Source organism: Agaribacter flavus (assembly GCF_042646125.1).
Taxonomy (GTDB): domain Bacteria; phylum Pseudomonadota; class Gammaproteobacteria; order Enterobacterales; family Alteromonadaceae; genus Glaciecola; species Glaciecola flavus.
In genome coordinates this window covers 45750-65351 of record NZ_JBHRSW010000015.1, presented here as the reverse complement: position 1 = coordinate 65351, position 19602 = coordinate 45750, and the positions used below count along the sequence as shown (strand labels likewise).

General features: G+C 42.9%; 13 protein-coding genes. 8 read left to right on the top strand and 5 right to left on the bottom strand.

Going from position 1 to position 19602, the window contains the following annotated elements; translation table 11 throughout:
* Positions 1 to 8 precede the first annotated feature (8 nt).
* Genes lpxB through tilS form a run of 5 tightly spaced genes read left to right on the top strand, consistent with a single transcriptional unit; the run spans position 9 to position 7549 of the window.
* The gene (gene lpxB, locus ACFOHL_RS09720; RefSeq protein ID WP_376920029.1) at positions 9 to 1142 is read left to right on the top strand and encodes a lipid-A-disaccharide synthase; all 1134 of its coding nucleotides are present in this window, start codon (positions 9 to 11) and stop codon (positions 1140 to 1142) included.
* Positions 1143 to 1724: a ribonuclease HII gene (rnhB, locus tag ACFOHL_RS09715; RefSeq protein WP_376920028.1), complete on the top strand. Its 582-nt coding sequence runs from the start codon at positions 1143 to 1145 to the stop codon at positions 1722 to 1724.
* 50 nt (positions 1725 to 1774) lie between these two features.
* Positions 1775 to 5191, top strand: a complete 3417-nt coding sequence (gene dnaE / locus ACFOHL_RS09710) for a DNA polymerase III subunit alpha (RefSeq protein WP_376920128.1) — start codon at positions 1775 to 1777, stop codon at positions 5189 to 5191.
* Between the two features lie 35 nt (positions 5192 to 5226).
* Positions 5227 to 6183, top strand: a complete 957-nt coding sequence (gene accA, locus ACFOHL_RS09705) for an acetyl-CoA carboxylase carboxyl transferase subunit alpha (RefSeq protein ID WP_376920027.1) — start codon at positions 5227 to 5229, stop codon at positions 6181 to 6183.
* A gap of 7 nt (positions 6184 to 6190) precedes the next feature.
* Positions 6191 to 7549: a tRNA lysidine(34) synthetase TilS gene (gene tilS / locus ACFOHL_RS09700; protein WP_376920026.1), complete on the top strand. Its 1359-nt coding sequence runs from the start codon at positions 6191 to 6193 to the stop codon at positions 7547 to 7549.
* 77 nt (positions 7550 to 7626) lie between these two features.
* Here the strand turns inward: tilS and ACFOHL_RS09695 are convergent, their stop codons facing one another.
* Positions 7627 to 8529, bottom strand: a complete 903-nt coding sequence (locus ACFOHL_RS09695; RefSeq protein WP_376920025.1) for a GGDEF domain-containing protein — start codon at positions 8527 to 8529, stop codon at positions 7627 to 7629.
* 230 nt (positions 8530 to 8759) lie between these two features.
* On the opposite strand from ACFOHL_RS09695, the gene ACFOHL_RS09690 reads away from it, so the two are divergent.
* A complete protein-coding gene (locus tag ACFOHL_RS09690; RefSeq protein WP_376920024.1) occupies positions 8760 to 10724 on the top strand; it encodes a cation:proton antiporter domain-containing protein in 1965 nt (654 codons plus the stop codon).
* 115 nt (positions 10725 to 10839) lie between these two features.
* Here the strand turns inward: ACFOHL_RS09690 and ACFOHL_RS09685 are convergent, their stop codons facing one another.
* On the bottom strand, positions 10840 to 11037 hold the full coding sequence (locus tag ACFOHL_RS09685) for a hypothetical protein (protein WP_376920023.1): 198 nt from the start codon (positions 11035 to 11037) through the stop codon (positions 10840 to 10842).
* A gap of 185 nt (positions 11038 to 11222) precedes the next feature.
* Positions 11223 to 11459, bottom strand: coding sequence for a hypothetical protein (locus tag ACFOHL_RS09680; protein WP_376920022.1), 237 nt, complete (start codon positions 11457 to 11459; stop codon positions 11223 to 11225).
* Positions 11460 to 11657: 198 nt separating this feature from the next.
* On the opposite strand from ACFOHL_RS09680, the gene tadA reads away from it, so the two are divergent.
* Positions 11658 to 12143, top strand: a complete 486-nt coding sequence (gene tadA / locus ACFOHL_RS09675) for a tRNA adenosine(34) deaminase TadA (RefSeq protein ID WP_376920021.1) — start codon at positions 11658 to 11660, stop codon at positions 12141 to 12143.
* Positions 12144 to 12517: 374 nt separating this feature from the next.
* Here the strand turns inward: tadA and mltF are convergent, their stop codons facing one another.
* Positions 12518 to 13957, bottom strand: coding sequence for a membrane-bound lytic murein transglycosylase MltF (mltF, locus tag ACFOHL_RS09670; RefSeq protein ID WP_376920020.1), 1440 nt, complete (start codon positions 13955 to 13957; stop codon positions 12518 to 12520).
* A 195-nt stretch (positions 13958 to 14152) separates the two neighbouring features.
* Here mltF and purL point away from each other — a divergent pair, with 195 nt between their 5' ends.
* Positions 14153 to 18037, top strand: a complete 3885-nt coding sequence (purL, locus tag ACFOHL_RS09665; protein ID WP_376920019.1) for a phosphoribosylformylglycinamidine synthase — start codon at positions 14153 to 14155, stop codon at positions 18035 to 18037.
* Between the two features lie 59 nt (positions 18038 to 18096).
* Here the strand turns inward: purL and ACFOHL_RS09660 are convergent, their stop codons facing one another.
* Positions 18097 to 19581: a hypothetical protein gene (locus tag ACFOHL_RS09660; RefSeq protein WP_376920018.1), complete on the bottom strand. Its 1485-nt coding sequence runs from the start codon at positions 19579 to 19581 to the stop codon at positions 18097 to 18099.
* Positions 19582 to 19602 lie beyond the last annotated feature (21 nt).

Here is a 19602-nt window from a genome sequence, read left to right as displayed (position 1 = left end):
GTCCAGACATGTCTAAACCACTCAAAATTGGTGTAATTGCAGGTGAGGCTTCCGGTGACGTACTCGGTGGTGGCTTGCTTAAAGAGCTAAAGCGCCTGTATCCCGATGCCCAGATTGAGGGGATAGGCGGTAAGCACATGATAGACAATGGGCTGAAGTCGCTTGCTGACATGAACATTTTATCGGTGATGGGATTGGTTGAAGTACTCAAGCATTTGCCTAGTTTATTGAAGTTACGTCGATTTATCGTGCAGCATTTTTTAAACAACCCGCCTGATATTTTTATAGGTATTGACGCACCAGATTTTAATCTGCCTATCGAGAAAAAGCTCAAAGCGTCAGGCGTGAAAACTGTTCATTATGTAAGCCCAACTGTATGGGCGTGGCGTGAAAAGCGTATTCACAAAATTGCCAAGGCCACGAATCTAGTATTGGGGATCTTTCCATTTGAAAGTGTAAGCTATGAGAAGTATGGTTACCCCTATACTTTTGTTGGTCATACCTTAGCCGACGACATCCCCATTGAAGTTGATAAGGCCGCTGCGCGCAAAAAATTGGGCCTGAAGGATGAACAACATGTATTGGCTGTACTGCCTGGCTCCAGACGCAAAGAGATAGACAGTCTACTGCAAATATTTTTAGATACAGCAAGGCTGTACAACAAAACGAAGCCATGTTGCGTGCTTATCCCATCAGCGAATATGATGTTGCATAAAAAAATAGAAAGCATAGTACAAGCCCAATCATTTGATTTTGACGTTCAGATTTACGCTAAACCGGCTCGTGAGTTGATGATTGCAGCAGATTTAGTGCTTTTAACATCTGGTACGGCGAGTTTAGAGGCCATGCTGTGCAAACGACCAATGGTAGTTGCCTATAAAATGTCAGCTCTGACATACAAAATGATGCAACGTTTGTATATTCCTAAATATTTTGCCCTTCCCAATATTTTGGCAGAAGAGCAATTAGTGCCAGAAGTATTGCAAGAAGAGGTAAACCCCGCGTCCTTATGCCAATTGTTGTTGGAGCAACTTGCTAGCATGGAACAGAATATTGATAAATTCATCTCAATTCACCGAACTCTGCAATGCAATGCAAATGAGCAAGCCGCACAAGCGGTATTATCTTTGGTGAAGCAATAAGTGCGAATAGCAGGTGTAGACGAGGTTGGTCGAGGACCATTAGTTGGAGATGTTGTCACCGCAGCCGTTATTTTAAACCCGGCTATGCCAATTGAGGGTTTAGCTGACTCCAAAAAGCTCAGTGAAAAAAAACGAGAGATACTTGCTCCCATCATAAAACAGCGTGCCTTAGCGTGGAGCATTGGGCGTGCTTCTCCAAAAGAAATAGATGACATGAACATTCTTCATGCAACCATGCTTGCGATGAAACGTGCCGTCGACGGCTTGAGTATTTTTCCAGACAAAGTACTGGTCGACGGAAACCGTTTACCCCAATGGGAATATCCAAGTGAGGCCGTTGTCAAAGGCGATGACAAGCATGCTGAGATAGCGGCAGCCTCAATTATTGCGAAGGTTACGCGCGATCATGATATGCTTTGCTTAGATAAGATTTATCCTCAGTATGGCTTTGCCAAGCACAAAGGTTATCCGACCAAGTTGCATTTACAAATACTGAGAGAGCTTGAGCCTTTGCCAGAATATCGAAAAAGTTTTAAGCCAGTAAGCCTTATTATTCAAGGCAACGATAAAAACGGAGAATAATTTTTGTGACTGCTCGATTTGTACATTTGCGAATTCACAGTGATTTTTCTATGGTGGATGGTCTAAATAAGGTAAATCCGATTTTAGACAAAATTGTAGAATCAGATATGCCCGCTGTTGCAATTACAGATCAAATGAACATGTGTGGACTTGTTCGTTTTTATTCTGGTGCGTTCTCTCGAGGCGTAAAACCGATTGTCGGTTGTGACGTGAATGTACTGAACCCTTCTTTTGACGATCATATTGGATCAATGACTTTTTTGGCAATGAACAATGTGGGTTATAAGAATATTACTTGTTTAATTTCTGATGCTTATCTTCAAGGACATATTCAGCATAAAGTTGTGGCTCAACAGGCATGGCTTGAAAAATACTCTGAAGGTGTGATTGTTTTGTCTGGGGGGATGACAAGTGATATTGGTAGCTTATTAAAAGAAGCGAAATACGAGCAAGCGAAGACCTTAGCAAAATTCTATTTGTCGATTTATGCCGATCGTTTTTATATCGAGTTACATCGAACAGGACACAGCGGGGAAAATACGTATATCGAGCAAGCGGTAAAACTTGCTGCTGAGTTGGATATCCCCGTGGTTGCGACAAATAATGTAAGGTTTTTGAAACCACAGGATTTTGAAGCGCATGAAATCCGAACCGCTATTTCTGATGGTTTTACGCTTGAAGACCCTAGGCGTCCCAAAAACTACACAGAGCAGCAATATCTTCGTAGCCAAGAGGAGATGATCGCCTTATTCGATGATATTCCCGAAGCCGTTGAAAATACCGTTGAAATTGCGCGACGCTGTTCCGTACACTTAACCCTTGGAAAGTACTTTCTGCCTCAATTCCCCACCGGTGAAATGACCATAGAAGACTTTTTAGTCAAGGTTTCTGAGGAAGGCTTAGAGAGACGATTGCGCACCTTATTTCCAGATGAAGCTGAGCGTTTACAAAAACGACCTGAATATGATGAGCGTTTAAAAATTGAATTAGGCGTCATCAACCAAATGGGCTTTCCTGGTTACTTTCTGATTGTAATGGAATTTATCCAATGGAGTAAAGATAACAACATTCCTGTTGGCCCTGGCCGAGGTTCAGGAGCAGGCTCATTAGTGGCATATGCACTGGATATTACTGATCTAGACCCATTGGAGTTCGACTTGCTGTTTGAGCGGTTTTTGAACCCTGAACGTGTCTCGATGCCAGATTTTGATATCGATTTTTGTATGGATCGCCGTGATGAAGTGATTGATCACGTAGCGGAAATGTATGGACGAGATGCGGTATCTCAGATTATTACATTTGGTACTATGGCGGCAAAAGCGGTAATACGCGATGTCGGCAGAGTATTAGGTCACCCTTACGGTTTTGTCGATCGGATTTCTAAACTGATTCCTCCTGAACCAGGCATGACTTTAAAAAAAGCCTTTGAAGCCGAGCCAAGACTTCAAGAGGCCTATGATTCTGACGAAGAAGTGAAAGACCTTATCGACATGGCGCGTATCCTTGAAGGTGTGACAAGAAACGCCGGTAAACATGCCGGTGGTGTAGTAATTTCGCCGACTACAATCACCGATTTCTCGCCCTTGTATTGTGACGACACAGGCTCGAATCCAGTGACGCAATACGATAAGAACGATGTCGAAACGGCTGGTTTAGTAAAGTTTGATTTCTTGGGTTTAAGAACACTGACCATCATCCAGTGGGCAGTTGACATGGTGAAACAAGTTCGCGGTGAAGACATTGATATTTCGGCCATCCATTTAGATGATAAGAAGTCATTCAAATCCTTGATGAAGGCCGAAACTACGGCGGTATTCCAGCTCGAATCAAGAGGTATGAAGGATTTAATTAAACGTCTTCAGCCTGATTGCTTTGAAGATATCATCGCTCTAGTTGCACTATTTAGACCTGGGCCTTTGGGGTCGGGCATGGTGGATAACTTTATCGACCGTAAACATGGCCGTGAAAAAGTTTCTTACCCTGACGAAACTTGGCAGCACGACTGTCTAAAGCCTATTCTTGAACCGACTTATGGCATCATTCTCTATCAGGAGCAAGTGATGCAAATTGCCCAAGAGATGTCTGGGTATTCTCTGGGGGGCGCTGACTTATTACGACGCGCGATGGGTAAGAAAAAACCCGAAGAAATGGAGAAGCAACGTTCTAGCTTTGAAGACGGAGCCAAGAAGAACAACATCGATCCTGAATTGGCGATGAAAATTTTCGACCTAGTTGAGAAGTTTGCCGGCTACGGATTCAACAAGTCGCACTCTGCTGCCTATGCCTTGGTGTCCTACCAGACTTTATGGATGAAAGTGCATTATCCCGCCGAGTTTATGGCCGCAGTATTGTCTGCAGATATGGATAATACCGATAAAATTGTAACCTTGATCGACGAATGCAATCGAATGGGCTTAGAGATTTTACCCCCAGATCTCAATACCGGTGAATATAAGTTTACCGTTAATAAACAAGGGCAAATTGTATATGGCATTGGTGCGATAAAAGGGGTCGGAGAAGGCCCTGTAGAAGCAATTATTTCAGCGCGTCAAACAGATGGCCTGTTTACCGATCTGTTTGACTTCTGTGCCAAAATAGATTTGAAAAAAATCAACAAGCGTGTGATGGAAAAGTTAGTACTTTCGGGTGCTATGGATAATCTAGGGCCACATCGAGCCGCGCTAATGGCGACCTTGAAGGATGCTTTAGATACGGCTTCTCAGCATGCAAAAGCGGCACTGTCAGGGCAAGGCGATTTGTTCGGGACAGAAGTGAAAGGCGAGGAACAAGTCGCTAGTGCGTTTAAAAATGTGCCAGAGTGGTCAGATAGAATATGGTTGAACGGAGAAAAAGAAACACTTGGTTTATATTTGACCGGTCACCCTATCAATCAGTATTTAAAAGAAATTCGCCAATATACAGATACTAAACTAGTCGATGTAAAGCCCACCAACAAAGATAACCCTGTAAGTGTTTTAGGCTTGGTCATTGGTGTTCGCGTAATGACCAACAAAAAGGGCAGACGCTGGGCACTCGTCACCTTAGATGATAAATCTGCGCGACTCGAAGTACGGTTTTTTCCTGATGTATATGAGCAGTACGAAGAACTGCTGGTGACCGACAATTTGCTTTGGGTTCGAGGACAGGTCAGCTTTGATGAGTATTCTGGTGGCAATACAATGTCGGGCGCCGAAGTGATGACATTAGCAGACGCTAGGAGTCGTTATGCTTCTCACCTAGAGTTATTTTTACGCTCTACTGACTGTACTGTATCGTCAGTCGCTAAAATTCAGGATATACTACAGCAATTTAGAGGCGGTACCTGTCCTTTACATATTAAAGTTGAGCATCCGGATGTGGCGGTAGGCTTGGCTGCAGATAGTAGCTGGTATATAACGCCTGATGATGAACTAATGACAAATTTGGGACTCGAGTTAGGACAAGAAAATGTCAACTTACGGTTCTGATAAACAACTACAAATATTCGAATTGGGAATAATAAATGGGGTTACATTTTCTAGATTTTGAGCAACCCATAGCAGAGCTTGAAGCAAAAATAGAGGAACTCAGACTGGTCAATCAGGGCGGTGAGTTTGATGTTGGTATTGAAGAAGAAATAACAAAACTGCGTGAAAAGAGCGCAGAGTTAACGAGAAAAATATTCTCAGGATTGGGTGCTTGGCAAATTTCTCAGGTCGCGCGCCACCCAATGCGACCTTATACCCAAGACTATATTAAACACATGCTATCAGAATTTGATGAGCTTGCCGGTGACCGTGCTTTCGCCGACGATAAAGCAATTGTGGGTGGATTGGCGAGGCTCGACGATATACCTGTGATGATTATTGGTCATCAAAAAGGGCGTGATACGCAAGAAAAAATCAAACGTAATTTTGGTATGCCTAAGCCAGAAGGCTACAGAAAAGCACTGCGCTTAATGAAAATGGCAGAGCGATTTAATTTACCGATAATCACATTTATTGATACACCAGGTGCATACCCAGGAGTGGGAGCAGAGGAGCGAGGGCAGAGTGAGGCAATTGCGACGAATTTGAAGGAGATGGCTGAGCTAACAGTGCCTATCATTTGTACTGTGATCGGTGAAGGTGGTTCCGGCGGCGCCCTAGCAATAGGAGTAGGTGACAGAGTGAATATGTTGCAGTATTCGACTTATTCGGTTATTTCACCTGAAGGCTGCGCATCTATATTATGGAAAAGTGCAGAAAAAGCTTCTACAGCCGCCGAAGCAATGGGGGTTACTGCGCCACAGATAAAAGAATTAGGCTTAATCAACACGATTATTGATGAACCTTTAGGTGGTGCGCATCGAGATCACGTTGCTATGGCTGGCAATTTAAAAGCCACAATTAAACAGCAGTTATCTCAATTGTCTTCCCTGAGCAAAGAAGCGCTCATGCAAGAGCGTTACGAAAGACTCATGTCTTTTGGTTATTGTTAGGCGTTGAATGACCTTGGCGTCAAAACTGTCGTCAATTCAAGCTTTATTCGATGATAGTATCACCGGCAACGACAAACTCGTCGTTGCTTTCAGTGGTGGACTGGATTCTACAGCGCTACTTTACCTTTCTTTTTTATACCGGCAGGCTAGGCCAAATGTTAGCCTGCAAGCGATTCACGTCAATCATCAGCTAAGCCCTAAGGCTGACGATTGGTCTATACATTGTGCAAAGCAATGCGAGCAGTGGGGTATTGATTTTCAAAGCATCAAAGTTGATATTCACACATACATTGGTCAGGGCATTGAAGCTGCTGCCAGGCAAGCGCGATATGCCGCTTTAATTGATCATGCTCCGGCACAGAGTGTCATATTGCTCGGGCAGCATCTTGATGATCAAGCAGAAACTTTTTTGCTTCAGTTATCCAGAGGCGCCGGTCCTAAAGGTTTAAGCGCCATGGGAAAACTCAGCGTCAAGCATGGTCAACGTTTTGTTCGGCCTTTGTTAGCCGTAACGCGCCAACAAATATTGAGCTTTGCAAGAGAGCAGGGGTTGAAGTGGGTAGAAGACGAGTCTAATAACGACCTCGGTTTTGATCGGAATTTTCTCAGGAAGGAACTCATTCCTTTACTAAATCAACGTTGGCCATCATTTAGCAAACGCGTAGCCAGCAGTGCAAACGCTTGTGCTTCTGAAATGGCCGTTATCAATGAATACATGGGAGTGCTTTCTGAAAGGCTTTTGGGGCCAGACAACTCACTATTGTTAAGTGAACTTTCAAGTTTATCCTCCGCTACACAGCAGAGTTTTGTGCGCCATTGGCTTACCATGCACGATGCAGACATGCCGTCTTCTAAGGTTCTCCAAGAAATCCTCGACATGCAGTTTGCAAAAAATGATGCTATGCCATGTGTGAAATTGGGTAATATTGAAGTAAGACGCTATACACATTCATTATACGTCACTAAACCGTCGGTAGACATCGAGCATGTAAAAATAATTAGTTCTGACAACAGTATTTGTTTACCTGATTTCGGTGCAACGATATTCGCAAGTGAGGTGTATGAAAACGGCAATGTGGGAGAGCTTGAACGAGAAAACAGTTTTAAAGCGCATAACATTCAAGCTATTTCTGTCGCCTATGGTAAGCTCAATGATCCCTTCAAGCCACATGCTCAACGCCCCCGAAAAACGTTAAAAGCGTGGTGTAAGGAGTGGCGAATTCCACCTTGGCGTCGTAAGAATTTGGTTTGTCTTTATCTAAATCAACATTTGATTGGCGTGATAATCGCGCCCTCCAATGTTATTTGGTCTAGTGATCGGCCACAGAATGATGAAGGACAGGATTTTTACCTGAGTTTTAGTTAAACAAGATTAACAAGGGAATAAACCAACCTAGTAGTCTTGCCGACCGCGTGTTTGGGCTAAATAGCCATTGACTGTGACTATGCTGCAATTATATTGTTTTTACCAGCTTGTTTAGCTCGATACAGGGCCTCGTCTGAACGTTGAAAAACGCTTTCTGCTGTGTCGTTTTCAGCAAATGATGTAGCGCCAACACTGCAGGATACATTGTGTTGCCTAAACAAGGGGTGCTTGTTGACAGATGCCGTTATTCTCTCCGCCACCATGGTGTTAGCGCTTGGACTGCTATCAGTCAGCAAACAACAAAACTCGTCACCGCCAAACCTAAAAGCATGATCTGTGTCGCGTAAACCTTTGCTGAGAAGTTTGGCAAAGGTAATTAGCACATTGTCACCTTCTTGATGCCCAAACTTGTCATTCACCGATTTAAAGTTATCGAGATCAAAAACAAGCAAACCAAAGCTGTCGTGGTTTCTATTACACATGCTAATCAGTTTGGATGTTGCCTCATTATAGCTGGCTCTATTGCCCAAGCCTGTTAACATGTCTTTAGTGGCTAGCTGGCTGATACGGTAGTACTCCAAAGCATGACGCAAGCTCATTGCAAAAATACTGTGAATTTCCGAAAGAAGTTTGCGTTGGACGGGCGTCAGTACTTTACTAAATGAATATGCCAATTGCGCATGCTGCGGAGTACCAAAAGGGTGACCGTAGTAGATCGAAATTTTCATGATACGGGAACGAAGTTTTGACTTCCCTGTTCGAAGAGTTTGATCTGCAAACGTCAACTTCAAAGACGTGCAAGGGAGCTTTTCTGACAGGATTAGAAAATAGTCATTCGTCAGCTCTTCAAGATCAATCGACGACAGCATAGTTCTCATGATGTTTGCAGATTCGACCATTGTTAAAACGGGTACATCAGTGCTCTCGTGAACAACAGATGCAATGGTGTTTTCTTCAGGTGACATAAGACTGACTTCCATTGAATACTCCTATAAATAAAGTCAACATCGCTCTAGTGCCAAACAATGAACAATATAATTGTTATAAACTGGCTAACGGCTTTTTATCGTCATAAAGTTGACACTTTGTTATTGTTTATTCAGTAACAATACACATGTGTCAGTTTTTTATCACAACAAAGACAGAACTGTTGCGTATATAAGTAGGTCTAGCACGAAGTGTGCCTATATTTTTATTTGAGAGGTTTTGTTTGAATCAGACATTTGTCAGTATCTTAGTACTCATGCTAATTTCGGCGGTGCTGGTATGGCAGTTCAAGCGTGTGCGTTTGCCTCCAATTTTGGCTTACTTGTTTGCTGGGATATTTATCGGTCCAGAGTTCTTAGACCTATTTTCAGATAATTTCGATGCCATGCATTTGGTGGCTGAAGTGGGTATCGTATTTTTACTCTTTACTTTGGGCTTGGAGTTTTCGCTAGCAAAAATGGTGGCAATGCGTCATTTAGTGTTTGGCGTGGGCGCAGGACAAATGCTGCTTACGACAGCTGTGTTTGCCGCCATCGCTATTTTGATGGGGCAAGACTTTGCCGCTGCTATCGTCATTGGCGGAATGTTGGCCTTGTCTTCGACCGCTATTGTAATAAAAACAATTAGTGAAAAAGCCCAGTTAAATACCAGTCGGTCTCAGCTTGCGATCAGTGTATTGCTTTTTCAAGACATGGCTGTCGTCCCTTTTTTGATTGTCATACCGCTCCTTTCGGATATCAGCGATACGTCAATTTACCTGTCTATTCTGTTGGCTTTGTTGAAAGGAGTGATTGTCGTTGCCGTGCTTCTGTCGATGGGACGCTGGCTGCTTCCGCGTCTATTTAATGAAATTGCCAGTACCAAAACCGACGAACTCTTTGTGCAAACAATATTACTTGTCGCTTTACTTGCAGCAGGACTTACTTATGCGGCAGGACTCTCAATGGCTCTGGGTGCATTTTTAGCGGGAATGATGTTGAGCGAGTCACAGTATCGCTATCAGATAGAAGCAGACATTCGACCTTTTAGAGACATTTTGATGGGATTGTTTTTTATTACAGTGGGCATGCAAGTGAGTTTGACCATTGTCGTTGAAAACTGGCATCTAATTTTGCTGAGTATATTTGTAATAATTTTTATCAAGGTAGTCATGGTTAAAGTGGCGGCTTATTTTTACCATGCCAATGATGCTGATGCATGGGCAGCAGGGGTAAAGCTGGCGCAAATTGGGGAATTTAGTTTTGTGCTAGCTGCTTTAGCACTTGAAAGTGGGGTTATCACTGAGTATTTGTCGAGTATGTTAATCAGTATCGGTTTAGTCAGTATGGCAATAACGCCATCGATGATTGACAAGAGTGATTGGCTGGCAAGCAAATTGACTAAACAGAGAGTGACTAATGAGGCGCCAGATGCCGCTGATATATCTATTAAGCCAGATGTACTGATTTTGGGCTATGGCAGAGTAGGGCAATCCGTTGCGCGAATGCTCAAGCTAGAGAGTCTTAACTATAGTGTCGTCGATAGTGATCCGGTTAGAGTACATGAAAGTCGTGCCGCAGGAGAATGTGTTTTTTATGGTGATGCGGCAAATAAATCGATATTAAAAAAAGCACAGTTGTTTGATGTATCGCTAACAATCATCACTTTTGATGAGCACAGTAAAGCCTTGTCTGTAATTAGTACTATTCGGCATTTGGTTCCTGACATGAAGGTTATCGTGAGAACGCGGAAGGATTACAATGCTCAAGCTTTATACGATGCGGGTGCCTTGCAAGTCGTGCCTGAGATTCAAGAAGGCAGTTTGATGCTCATTTCCCAAGTTCTGCATTATTCTGGTTTACCTATGTCTCGCATACTTAATCGAATCCGTAATGAGCGTAAAAAAGGCTATGTGCACATGCATGGTTTCTTTCCAGGAGAAAGCACGGAAATTACTTTTGACACCAAAGATAAATTAGAATTGATGCACGCTGTTACCATACCAGAAGCTGCTTTTGCCGTTGGCAAGCGCATTGTTGATTTGGATATTGACGACAAACGCGTTCAGCTTGTTGCCTTGCGTCGTGATAACGAAGAGATAAGCTCTCCATTAGAGAGCTCAGTACTTCAGGTCAATGACGTATTAGTGATCTCTGGAAAACCCAGAAGAGTTGAAAGAATCGAAAAATACTTGCTAAACGGGCGCTAGGAACGCTGGGGATATTTCCATAAACAGTCTCTAGTTTTTCATCCATGAAAAACAAGTCTTGATTGTATTAGATCGTATGCTTCAATGTTTTAACCTCGCTTACATGTTCTTCGTTCTACGCATATTTAGGTCTTTTTAAAGGGGCTAAAAGTAGATAGAAAATCCATGTAAACCAGAATACGAATATAGTAAGCAACAACCACGCTACTTTTTCACCGCCTTGTGTGCGACGAGACGAGGCAATGGCGAGAATCGGAATCAACCACACTACAAATAAGAATAAACCACCAATGATTAACGCAATAATTTCCATCTCTTATTCCTTACTAAAAATAACCCTGTTAACAAATCGCTGTATTTCCCTAAACTACCTGTGAGTCAAAATAAATCTCTCATAGATAGTGTAGGTTTGCTCAAAAAAGGCGAGCTAGCCTTATCCATTTAATCAAGCAAATGCAGCCTCCGCTGCATTCGCTTGTTAAAGCATGGAGAGGTGCTTTATTTCTTTAAATTTTCAAATTCTTTGTTTAGATTGTATTTTTCGTCGGTAACAATTTTTTCGAGCACCGCAACTCTTTCGTTCATGCTATTCAGTTGTTCCGTCATTTTTAGTGACTCTGCTTCGAGACGTTGTATTTTGAGTGTATCTTTTTTCCCAAGAACATGGCCTCCTCTGAAAATACTGACTATTGCCCAACAAATTATTGCAACAACAGCAACTGTAGCTCCGTTCATTCATTTCTCCCCTCGTTAAAAAGTCAATATGCCTTATCCTTTACGATCATATTTAGCAATCAGCTTGCCATAGTTTAAGTCTTTGTTTTTTATTGTGTTTACAATATTTTTGCATATTTAAAAATAAAAGATGTGGCCTAAACTGCTAATAAATGGATAATTTGACGAAAGAGTAGTGGTATTGATGGCGGATATAATATGAAATCGCATGTTGATTACATGCGCTTGGCTTTGGAACAAGCGAGGATAGCCGAACAAAAAAATGAAGTGCCTGTTGGCGCGGTTGTCGTTGTGAATGATCAAGTTATTGGTGTCGGGCACAATCAAAGTATCGCGACTCACGACCCCTCAGCCCATGCTGAAATGATGGCGATTAGAGAAGCTGGAAAAGTCTTGGCTAACTATCGAATGGTCGATGCAAGTTTGTATGTCACGTTAGAGCCTTGCCCTATGTGTGCAGGTTTATTGGTGCACAGCCGCATCAGACAGCTCATATTTGGCGCTTACGATACTAAAACAGGGGCTTGTGGCAGTGTAATGAATATATGTAACAGCCCTTTACTTAATCATCAGGTTGAGGTGCTTGGCGGTGTGTTAGAAGGTGAGTGTAGCGAAACAATATCTAAATTTTTTACTAGAAGAAGGAAAGAAATTAAAGCCTCTAAACAACTAAAAAACGGTTAGTGTTAGGCTTCGCACTCGAATTCCCATATGTTGGCAAACTGTTTTCGTCTCAGTAAAACACGTTGATGAAGCTTCTTAAGCATCAGCCTACGTTTATTATTGCTTTTATGTAAACGTTGTCTTTTCATTGTCGTTCTCTCTTCCCATGCTTCCTGTAGTTTGAGTATCTTGTATATCTATGGACAAAAAAGTAAAAGCAAAGTTCAAGCCATTATTCACGTTATTATCCATTATTGTGATAGCACACGTGCTTAGGCATTTTTGCCAATAACCTACTTTGGCTAATAACTACAAATGAGTGCCTAGCGTAGAATAATTGCTGGAAAATATGACAATTGTATTTCAAATATGTGAAGGTTTTGTAAAAGACTGGCCTAGCTATTATCAGTGGTGTCTGCTTCAACCGTAGATGAATCTTCGCTATCTTCTTCTTGCTCTTCATCAAAATTGGGTAAAGTGCTCTGAGACTCTAGCCACACTAAACTGTCGTAGTAACGCCTTATGTTTTCTACATAATTGACGGCTTCATCTCCACGTGCATAACCGTATCTCGTGTGTTTATAGTATTTTTTCTGGCGCAAAAGAGGGAGGTGTTTTTTTACGTCAATCCATAAATCAGGGTTGTAGCCAAGCGATTCTGTGATCCGCCTTGCATCTTCAAGGTGTCCTAAACCAACGTTATACGCCGCCATTGCCATCCAAACGCGGTCTGGCGCCTGAATTCGCGCTGGGATACGTCGAAGTAGTGAGGCAAAATATCTCGCTCCGCCACTAATGCTTTGTTCTGCATCTATGCGAGACTTTATTCCCATGTCTTTTGCTGTGGCTCGGGTTAGCATCATCATGCCGCGCACGCCGGTAGGTGACACGGCTTTAGGGTTCCAGTGACTTTCTTGGTAGGACATGGCGGCAAGCAAGCGCCAATCAACTTCACTTGCATGGGCTTCAAACATTTCACGGTATTTAGGCAGTTTTGTATCCACCGCTCGCATAAACGCGCGAGTGTCGACAAAGTCAAATTTTCTAACATGACCAAAATATTTATCTTCAAGAGCAGATAAGCGTCCACTGCTTTGAATGGAACCAAAGTATTCTAGGAGTGCAGCTCGCAATGAATCGTCGCTTCTTTTACTTAACATCCACCCGATTTGTAGGTTGTCTGTCAGAGAGAAGCCTATACCGAGATTGGGAAAGCGGCGTCGGGCAATATTTAAAACATTGGCGTCAGACACGGTGTAGTCGAGTTCATCGTTAGAGACCATTTCTAACAGCTCTTCAATGTCTTTTTCGTTTGTTTCCCCCCATTTTATCGATGATTCTTCTCCATAGTTTATGAGTGGCTCTCGATAAAAATCGTTGGCGACAATGGTTAAGTTGCCCTCGAGCTCATCTACATTTCGTGGTCGGTTTTCTCCTTTTTTGTAAACCAGTTCAAAGTTAGTAGTTTGATAAGCAGGTCCAAACTTATAGTTTTTTTTGCGTTGCTCAGTAATGGTCACATTGGCGGCAATCAAATCAATTCGACCAGCGTCTAACTGATCAGTTAATTGCGCATAAGAATAATAGGGGTACACCTCTAGTTTAACACCGAGGTACTCGGCAAATCCGAGTGAGAGTTCGTATTCAAAACCCTCAGGCGCGGTCGCGCCATTATAATATGACGTACTGCTGTAAATACTGCCAACCTTCAATACTCCATCATTTAGTATGCGGGATAAGGTTGAATCTCGTTGATATTCGGTACATCCTCCAATCAGGAGTGTACTCAATACCGTGCAAGTCAATGTATAGACGAATAGCGTCTTGCTTTGCATTTTTTTTATAAGCCGCGCGTGTATACGCATATTCAGGCATCAACTCCGTTAGTGCTCGCGAATATGATATTGGCAAAAAACATATAAATACGCAAACTTAGCTTATCAATACTAGCAATTTCTACTATAATCCGCGTCAAATTTATAGCCCGTAGCAAACTCTTGCTTACTCCTCGTTTTATCGGACTTTTTGACATGCTCGTACTGTTTGGAACTTCTGCTTTATCACCCTTCAATCAATCAAAGCTTTTGGCGAAACTAAAAGATAAAGGCCTTGATATATCCGGTATTTCTGCTCGTTATGTGCACTTGATTGAACACAATGCAGAGCTCAGTCTCGATGAGCAAACGAAATTGGACAATTTACTAAGTTATGGGCCAAAAGTGGAAGCAGTTAAAGCCTATCCACAGAGTTTAGTTGTTGTGCCAAGGCCGGGAACAATATCTCCTTGGTCGAGTAAAGCGACTAATATTGCGCAAAATTGTGGTTTGAAGAAAGTTGTCAGAATGGAACGTGGTGTGGTGTTTAGTTTCCCTGTTGTAAACGTCGAGCAACGTGAAATCATTGCTAGTTTAGTGCATGACCGCATGACACAAGCTATTTTGGACTCCGTTGAGCAAGCAAGCGTGTTGTTTGAGCAAGCTGCACCAAAAGCACTTACCTCTGTGGATGTGCTGAGACAGGGCAAAAAAGCACTTGTTGATGCGAATATAGCGCTTGGTTTGGCTTTGGCCGATGATGAAATTGATTATCTAGTCGAAAACTTCAAAACGCTTGGGCGAAATCCCAATGACATCGAATTATATATGTTTGCGCAAGCTAATTCTGAGCATTGTCGCCATAAAATCTTTAATGCAGATTGGACAATAGATGGCGTTGAGCAGTCTAAATCTCTGTTCAAAATGATAAAAAACACTCACGAAACAACGCCAGACTATGTGTTTTCGGCGTATAAAGACAATGCTGCAGTGATGGAAGGTTGGAAAGCAGGGCGCTTTTTTCCTGATAGCGATACCAATGAATACACTTATCATCATGAAGATATCGATATTTTGATGAAAGTGGAAACACACAACCATCCTACTGCAATTTCTCCATTCCCTGGCGCGGCGACTGGGTCGGGCGGGGAAATCCGTGACGAGGGTGCGACAGGAGTAGGTTCGAAGCCTAAAGCCGGTCTAGTTGGCTTTTCCGTATCAAATTTAAAGCTTCCTGGACAAATCCAAGCATGGGAAGAAGACTTTGGTAAGCCTGAACGCATTGTAAGCGCCTTAGATATTATGGTTGAAGGACCACTGGGTGGTGCAGCGTTTAATAATGAGTTTGGGCGCCCTGCAATCCTCGGCTATTTTCGTACTTACGAGCAAGAAGTGAACAGCTTTAACGGTTGTGAAATAAGGGGCTACCACAAGCCGATTATGTTAGCAGGTGGCTTGGGTAACATTCGTCGTCAGCATATCGAAAAAGGTCAGATTACTGAAGGTGCAAAACTGATTGCACTGGGGGGGCCGGCCATGAACATCGGTCTTGGCGGTGGTGCAGCATCGTCAGTTACTTCAGGACAAAGCAATCAAGATTTAGATTTTGCATCGGTGCAACGTGAAAACCCCGAAATGGAAAGACGCTGCCAAGAAGTCATCGATAAATGCTGGCAGTTGGGTGATAACAACCCTATACAGTTTATCCATGATGTAGGCGCAGGTGGCTTATCGAATGCTTTTCCAGAATTAGTTAATGATGGGGGCAGAGGGGCAATCTTTGAATTGCGCAATGTACATAGTGATGAAGCGGGTATGTCTCCTCTAGAAATTTGGTGCAATGAATCGCAAGAACGATATGTGCTGTCTGTCGCGCCAGAAAATCTATCTACATTTCGAGAGATTTGTGAACGTGAACGCGCGCCATTTGCTGAAGTCGGGTACGCGACAAGATCACAACATTTAACGGTGAGCGACAAACTATTTGGCAATAAACCGGTAGATTTACCCTTAGATGTGCTCCTTGGAAAACCACCTAAGATGCATAGAGATGTGCAGTCGTCACAGGCAGCAGGTGATGACTTTGATTTTGATAGTGTCGATGTCCAAGAAGCGGCTGACCGTCTTATGCAGCTGCCGACGATAGCTGAAAAAACTTTCCTAGTGACAATTGGTGACCGTTCGGTAACGGGCATGGTGTCTCGTGACCAAATGGTGGGACCTTGGCAAATACCTGTCGCCGATGTGGGTGTGACGACCACCGCTTTTGATACGTATTCTGGCGAAGCTATGGCGATGGGTGAACGCACCCCAATTGCATTATTGAATCACGCCGCTTCCGCTAGAATGGCAGTCGCAGAGTCGTTAACTAATATTGCGGCTGCAAATATTGGTGATATTAAACGCATCAAGCTTTCAGCCAATTGGATGGCGGCGGCTGGGCATGAAGGTGAAGATGCTGGACTATATGAAGCAGTAAAGGCTGTCGGTGAAGAATTGTGCCCCGCTTTAGGTTTAGCGATACCTGTTGGCAAAGATTCGATGTCAATGAAAACATCATGGCAAGCGGAAGGGCATGATAAATCTGTTATCGCGCCACTTTCTCTGGTCATTACTAGCTTCGCTGCAGTCAAAGATGTGCGTAAAACACTTACCCCTGAGTTAAAAAAAGACGTAGCAAATACGAGGCTTGTTTTTATTGATGGCGCAAATGGTCAACAAAGAATGGGAGCCAGTTGTCTAGCTCAAGTATACAAACACATCGGCAACGAAGTGCCCGATGTTGATGAGGCTTCTGCACTCCTAGGCTTTTTTAACGGCGTGCAAAAGGCAAATGAACAAGGTTTGCTTTTGGCTTACCACGATAGATCTGATGGCGGCTTGTTTACCACCCTAGTTGAAATGGCCTTTGCCGGAAAAACGGGCATTGATGTAGATATCAGTGAGATTGGTGACTCGGCAATTACTGGTTTATTTAACGAAGAAGTCGGCGCTGTTGTGCAAGTTGAAGACGACAAACTCGCAAGCTTAGTACAGGTTTTTGCGGAGGCTGGCCTTGCAAATGCAATATATGATATCGGTGCGATCAACCAAAGTGATGATATTGTTATTCAACATCAAGGACTTGAAATCATTAAGCAAGCACGCTTGCACTTTCGAGAGTTATGGGCCTCAACAACTTTCGCGATGCAATCGCTTCGCGATAATCCAGACTGTGCAAAGCAAGAGCATCAAGCCAAGTTGGATGCAGATGATCCAGGCTTACACGCCTCACTGAGCTTTGATATCAATGAAGATATTGCTGCGCCGTATATTATTAAAGGACACAAACCTAAAATCGCCGTTTTGCGAGAGCAGGGTGTGAATTCTCATGTTGAAATGGCGGCCGCTTTTCATCGTGCAGGATTTGAGGCTGTAGATGTACACATGAGTGATTTGTCTGCAGGCCGTCAACGCTTAAGTGATTTTGAGGCATTGGTGGCTTGCGGTGGCTTCTCATATGGAGATGTGCTGGGTGCAGGTGAAGGATGGGCGAAATCTGTGCTGTATCAAGAGCAATTAAAAGAACAATTTGCCGAGTTCTTTACGCGGAAAAATACCCTGAGTTTGGGGGTCTGTAACGGTTGTCAGATGATGTCGAATTTAAAGAGTTTGATACCAGGCGCAGAAAACTGGCCGCACTTTGTCACAAATGTGTCCGAACGCTTTGAGGCGAGAGCTGTAATGGTGGAAGTCGCCCAATCAAGTTCAGTCTTCTTCGATGGCATGCAAGGTTCAAGAATGCCGATTGCAGTGTCACATGGTGAAGGTCGTGCTGAATTTTCCGCTTCCGCTGGTGCTGAGGCCTTGTTACGAGATGAACAAGTGGCCTTGCAGTATGTAAACAATTACGGAAACGTGACAGAAACTTATCCGGCAAATCCCAACGGTTCAGCACTGGGGATCACCGGTTTAACCAGTAAAGATGGGCGAGCCACCATTATGATGCCTCATCCAGAGCGAGTCTTCCGCGCCGTGTCTAATTCTTGGAGAGCCGATGACTGGCAAGAAGATAGTCCATGGATGCGTATGTTCAGAAATGCGCGTAAAGCACTGGCCTAAACTAGCTTGTGGCGATTGAGTATTCAAGCGCCACAGATACCCTAGTGCGAACTCATAATTTAAAGTACATAAATGGCTGCAAACTTATTGTCGCTGAGTAATTTGATACTTCTTTTTTCCCAATCAGGCTTTCCTACGTACAACACTTGCCCTTCATTCAAAGTATCGCATATAGGGTGGCGGTGAGAGCTAATTATCATGTTCTCTGCAAGGACAACATTCTCCTCGTCTGAATGTATATATAAAAGTGTTTTAGCAAATTGTGGTAGCTTGTCACTGACCGCCTGCCAAGTATGGTTCAATGGTGGTTGATGGAACATTGGATTACCCCATTCATTGCCATTTAAGTATCGGTTAAGCGTCCAATATTGACCAAGTGGGGCAGTCGAAACAACACACAGTTGTTGATCCTTTTTTAGCGCGGCTAGCTTTGTATTTACGATACTTATTACATTTTCAAATGCTTGATTCGGGTAGTCATTGTATATCTTGTTAAGTGACAGGGCGTTTAAAACCATGAATGGTACAAGTATGACTATTGGCATAAGCTTATGAATGCGTAATTGCGATATGATTACACCCAAACAAATAGACAATATGGGCAGGGCAAATACGAAATTTCGGCTTAACCACATAGGCTTCACAAAAATTGATATCAAGAAAAAAGTAATGATAGGAAGCAGAAGGTAACACACCATTTCTACAATAAATTGCTTTTTAATTATCCCGAAAAGCAACACAGCAGAGAGTAGTAGACCAAAAATTAGGTAGTGAGATATGAATAGGCTGTTGAGCAGTGAAAACGCATCGAAAAGACTCGGCTCGTAAGCATGCCCAGCTGATTTGATCATTGAGTTGGCCAGAACGGGCAAAGAGAGTAAGGCAATGAAAACATGTGAGACTGCCCATGTCACGATTTGCCTAGAAAGCAGTCGATTATTCAATTGCCACAAGCCAATGAGACCAAAAACAAAATGGAAAAACACAAAAGCCAGCCCGATTGCATGAGAATACACTAGCATAAGTTCTAGAGTAAAAATCCATACAAGATTGGCTTTGCTCGGTTTTGTTCGGTATGTACTGGTTTTAAAGTAAACAATAAGTGAAAGTAAGCACACCCAGCTATACATGCGTATAGACATACTGTATTCGAGTAATATGATGTTAAAGAAGACTAAACAAGCACATATTGCTGCGGTTTTTGAGGAGTATCGTTTTGCAATCCAAAGATAGGTGAATGCAGCGCTTAGGGTATGTAAGGTACCCGAGAATAACCTCAACCATAAATCAGATTTACTGATTACAGCCCATAGATCCAGAGCCATGTAATATAGAGGCGGGTGTAAATCCCAACGTATAGTAAAAACGGCAACTTCCCAGATATTGCCTAACACAGCTGCTGCGCCCCAAGCCTCATCTCCAAGTACATACCGCGTATTTGTTAAAACTGACCAAAATATAAAAAAGCTAATACCACTGAATACAATTAAGCCAAAAGCTATGTTTGCGGGTATTGTTTGAACGTGTTTAGTTGAGCTTGTCATGCTAAGGTATTACCGATATTT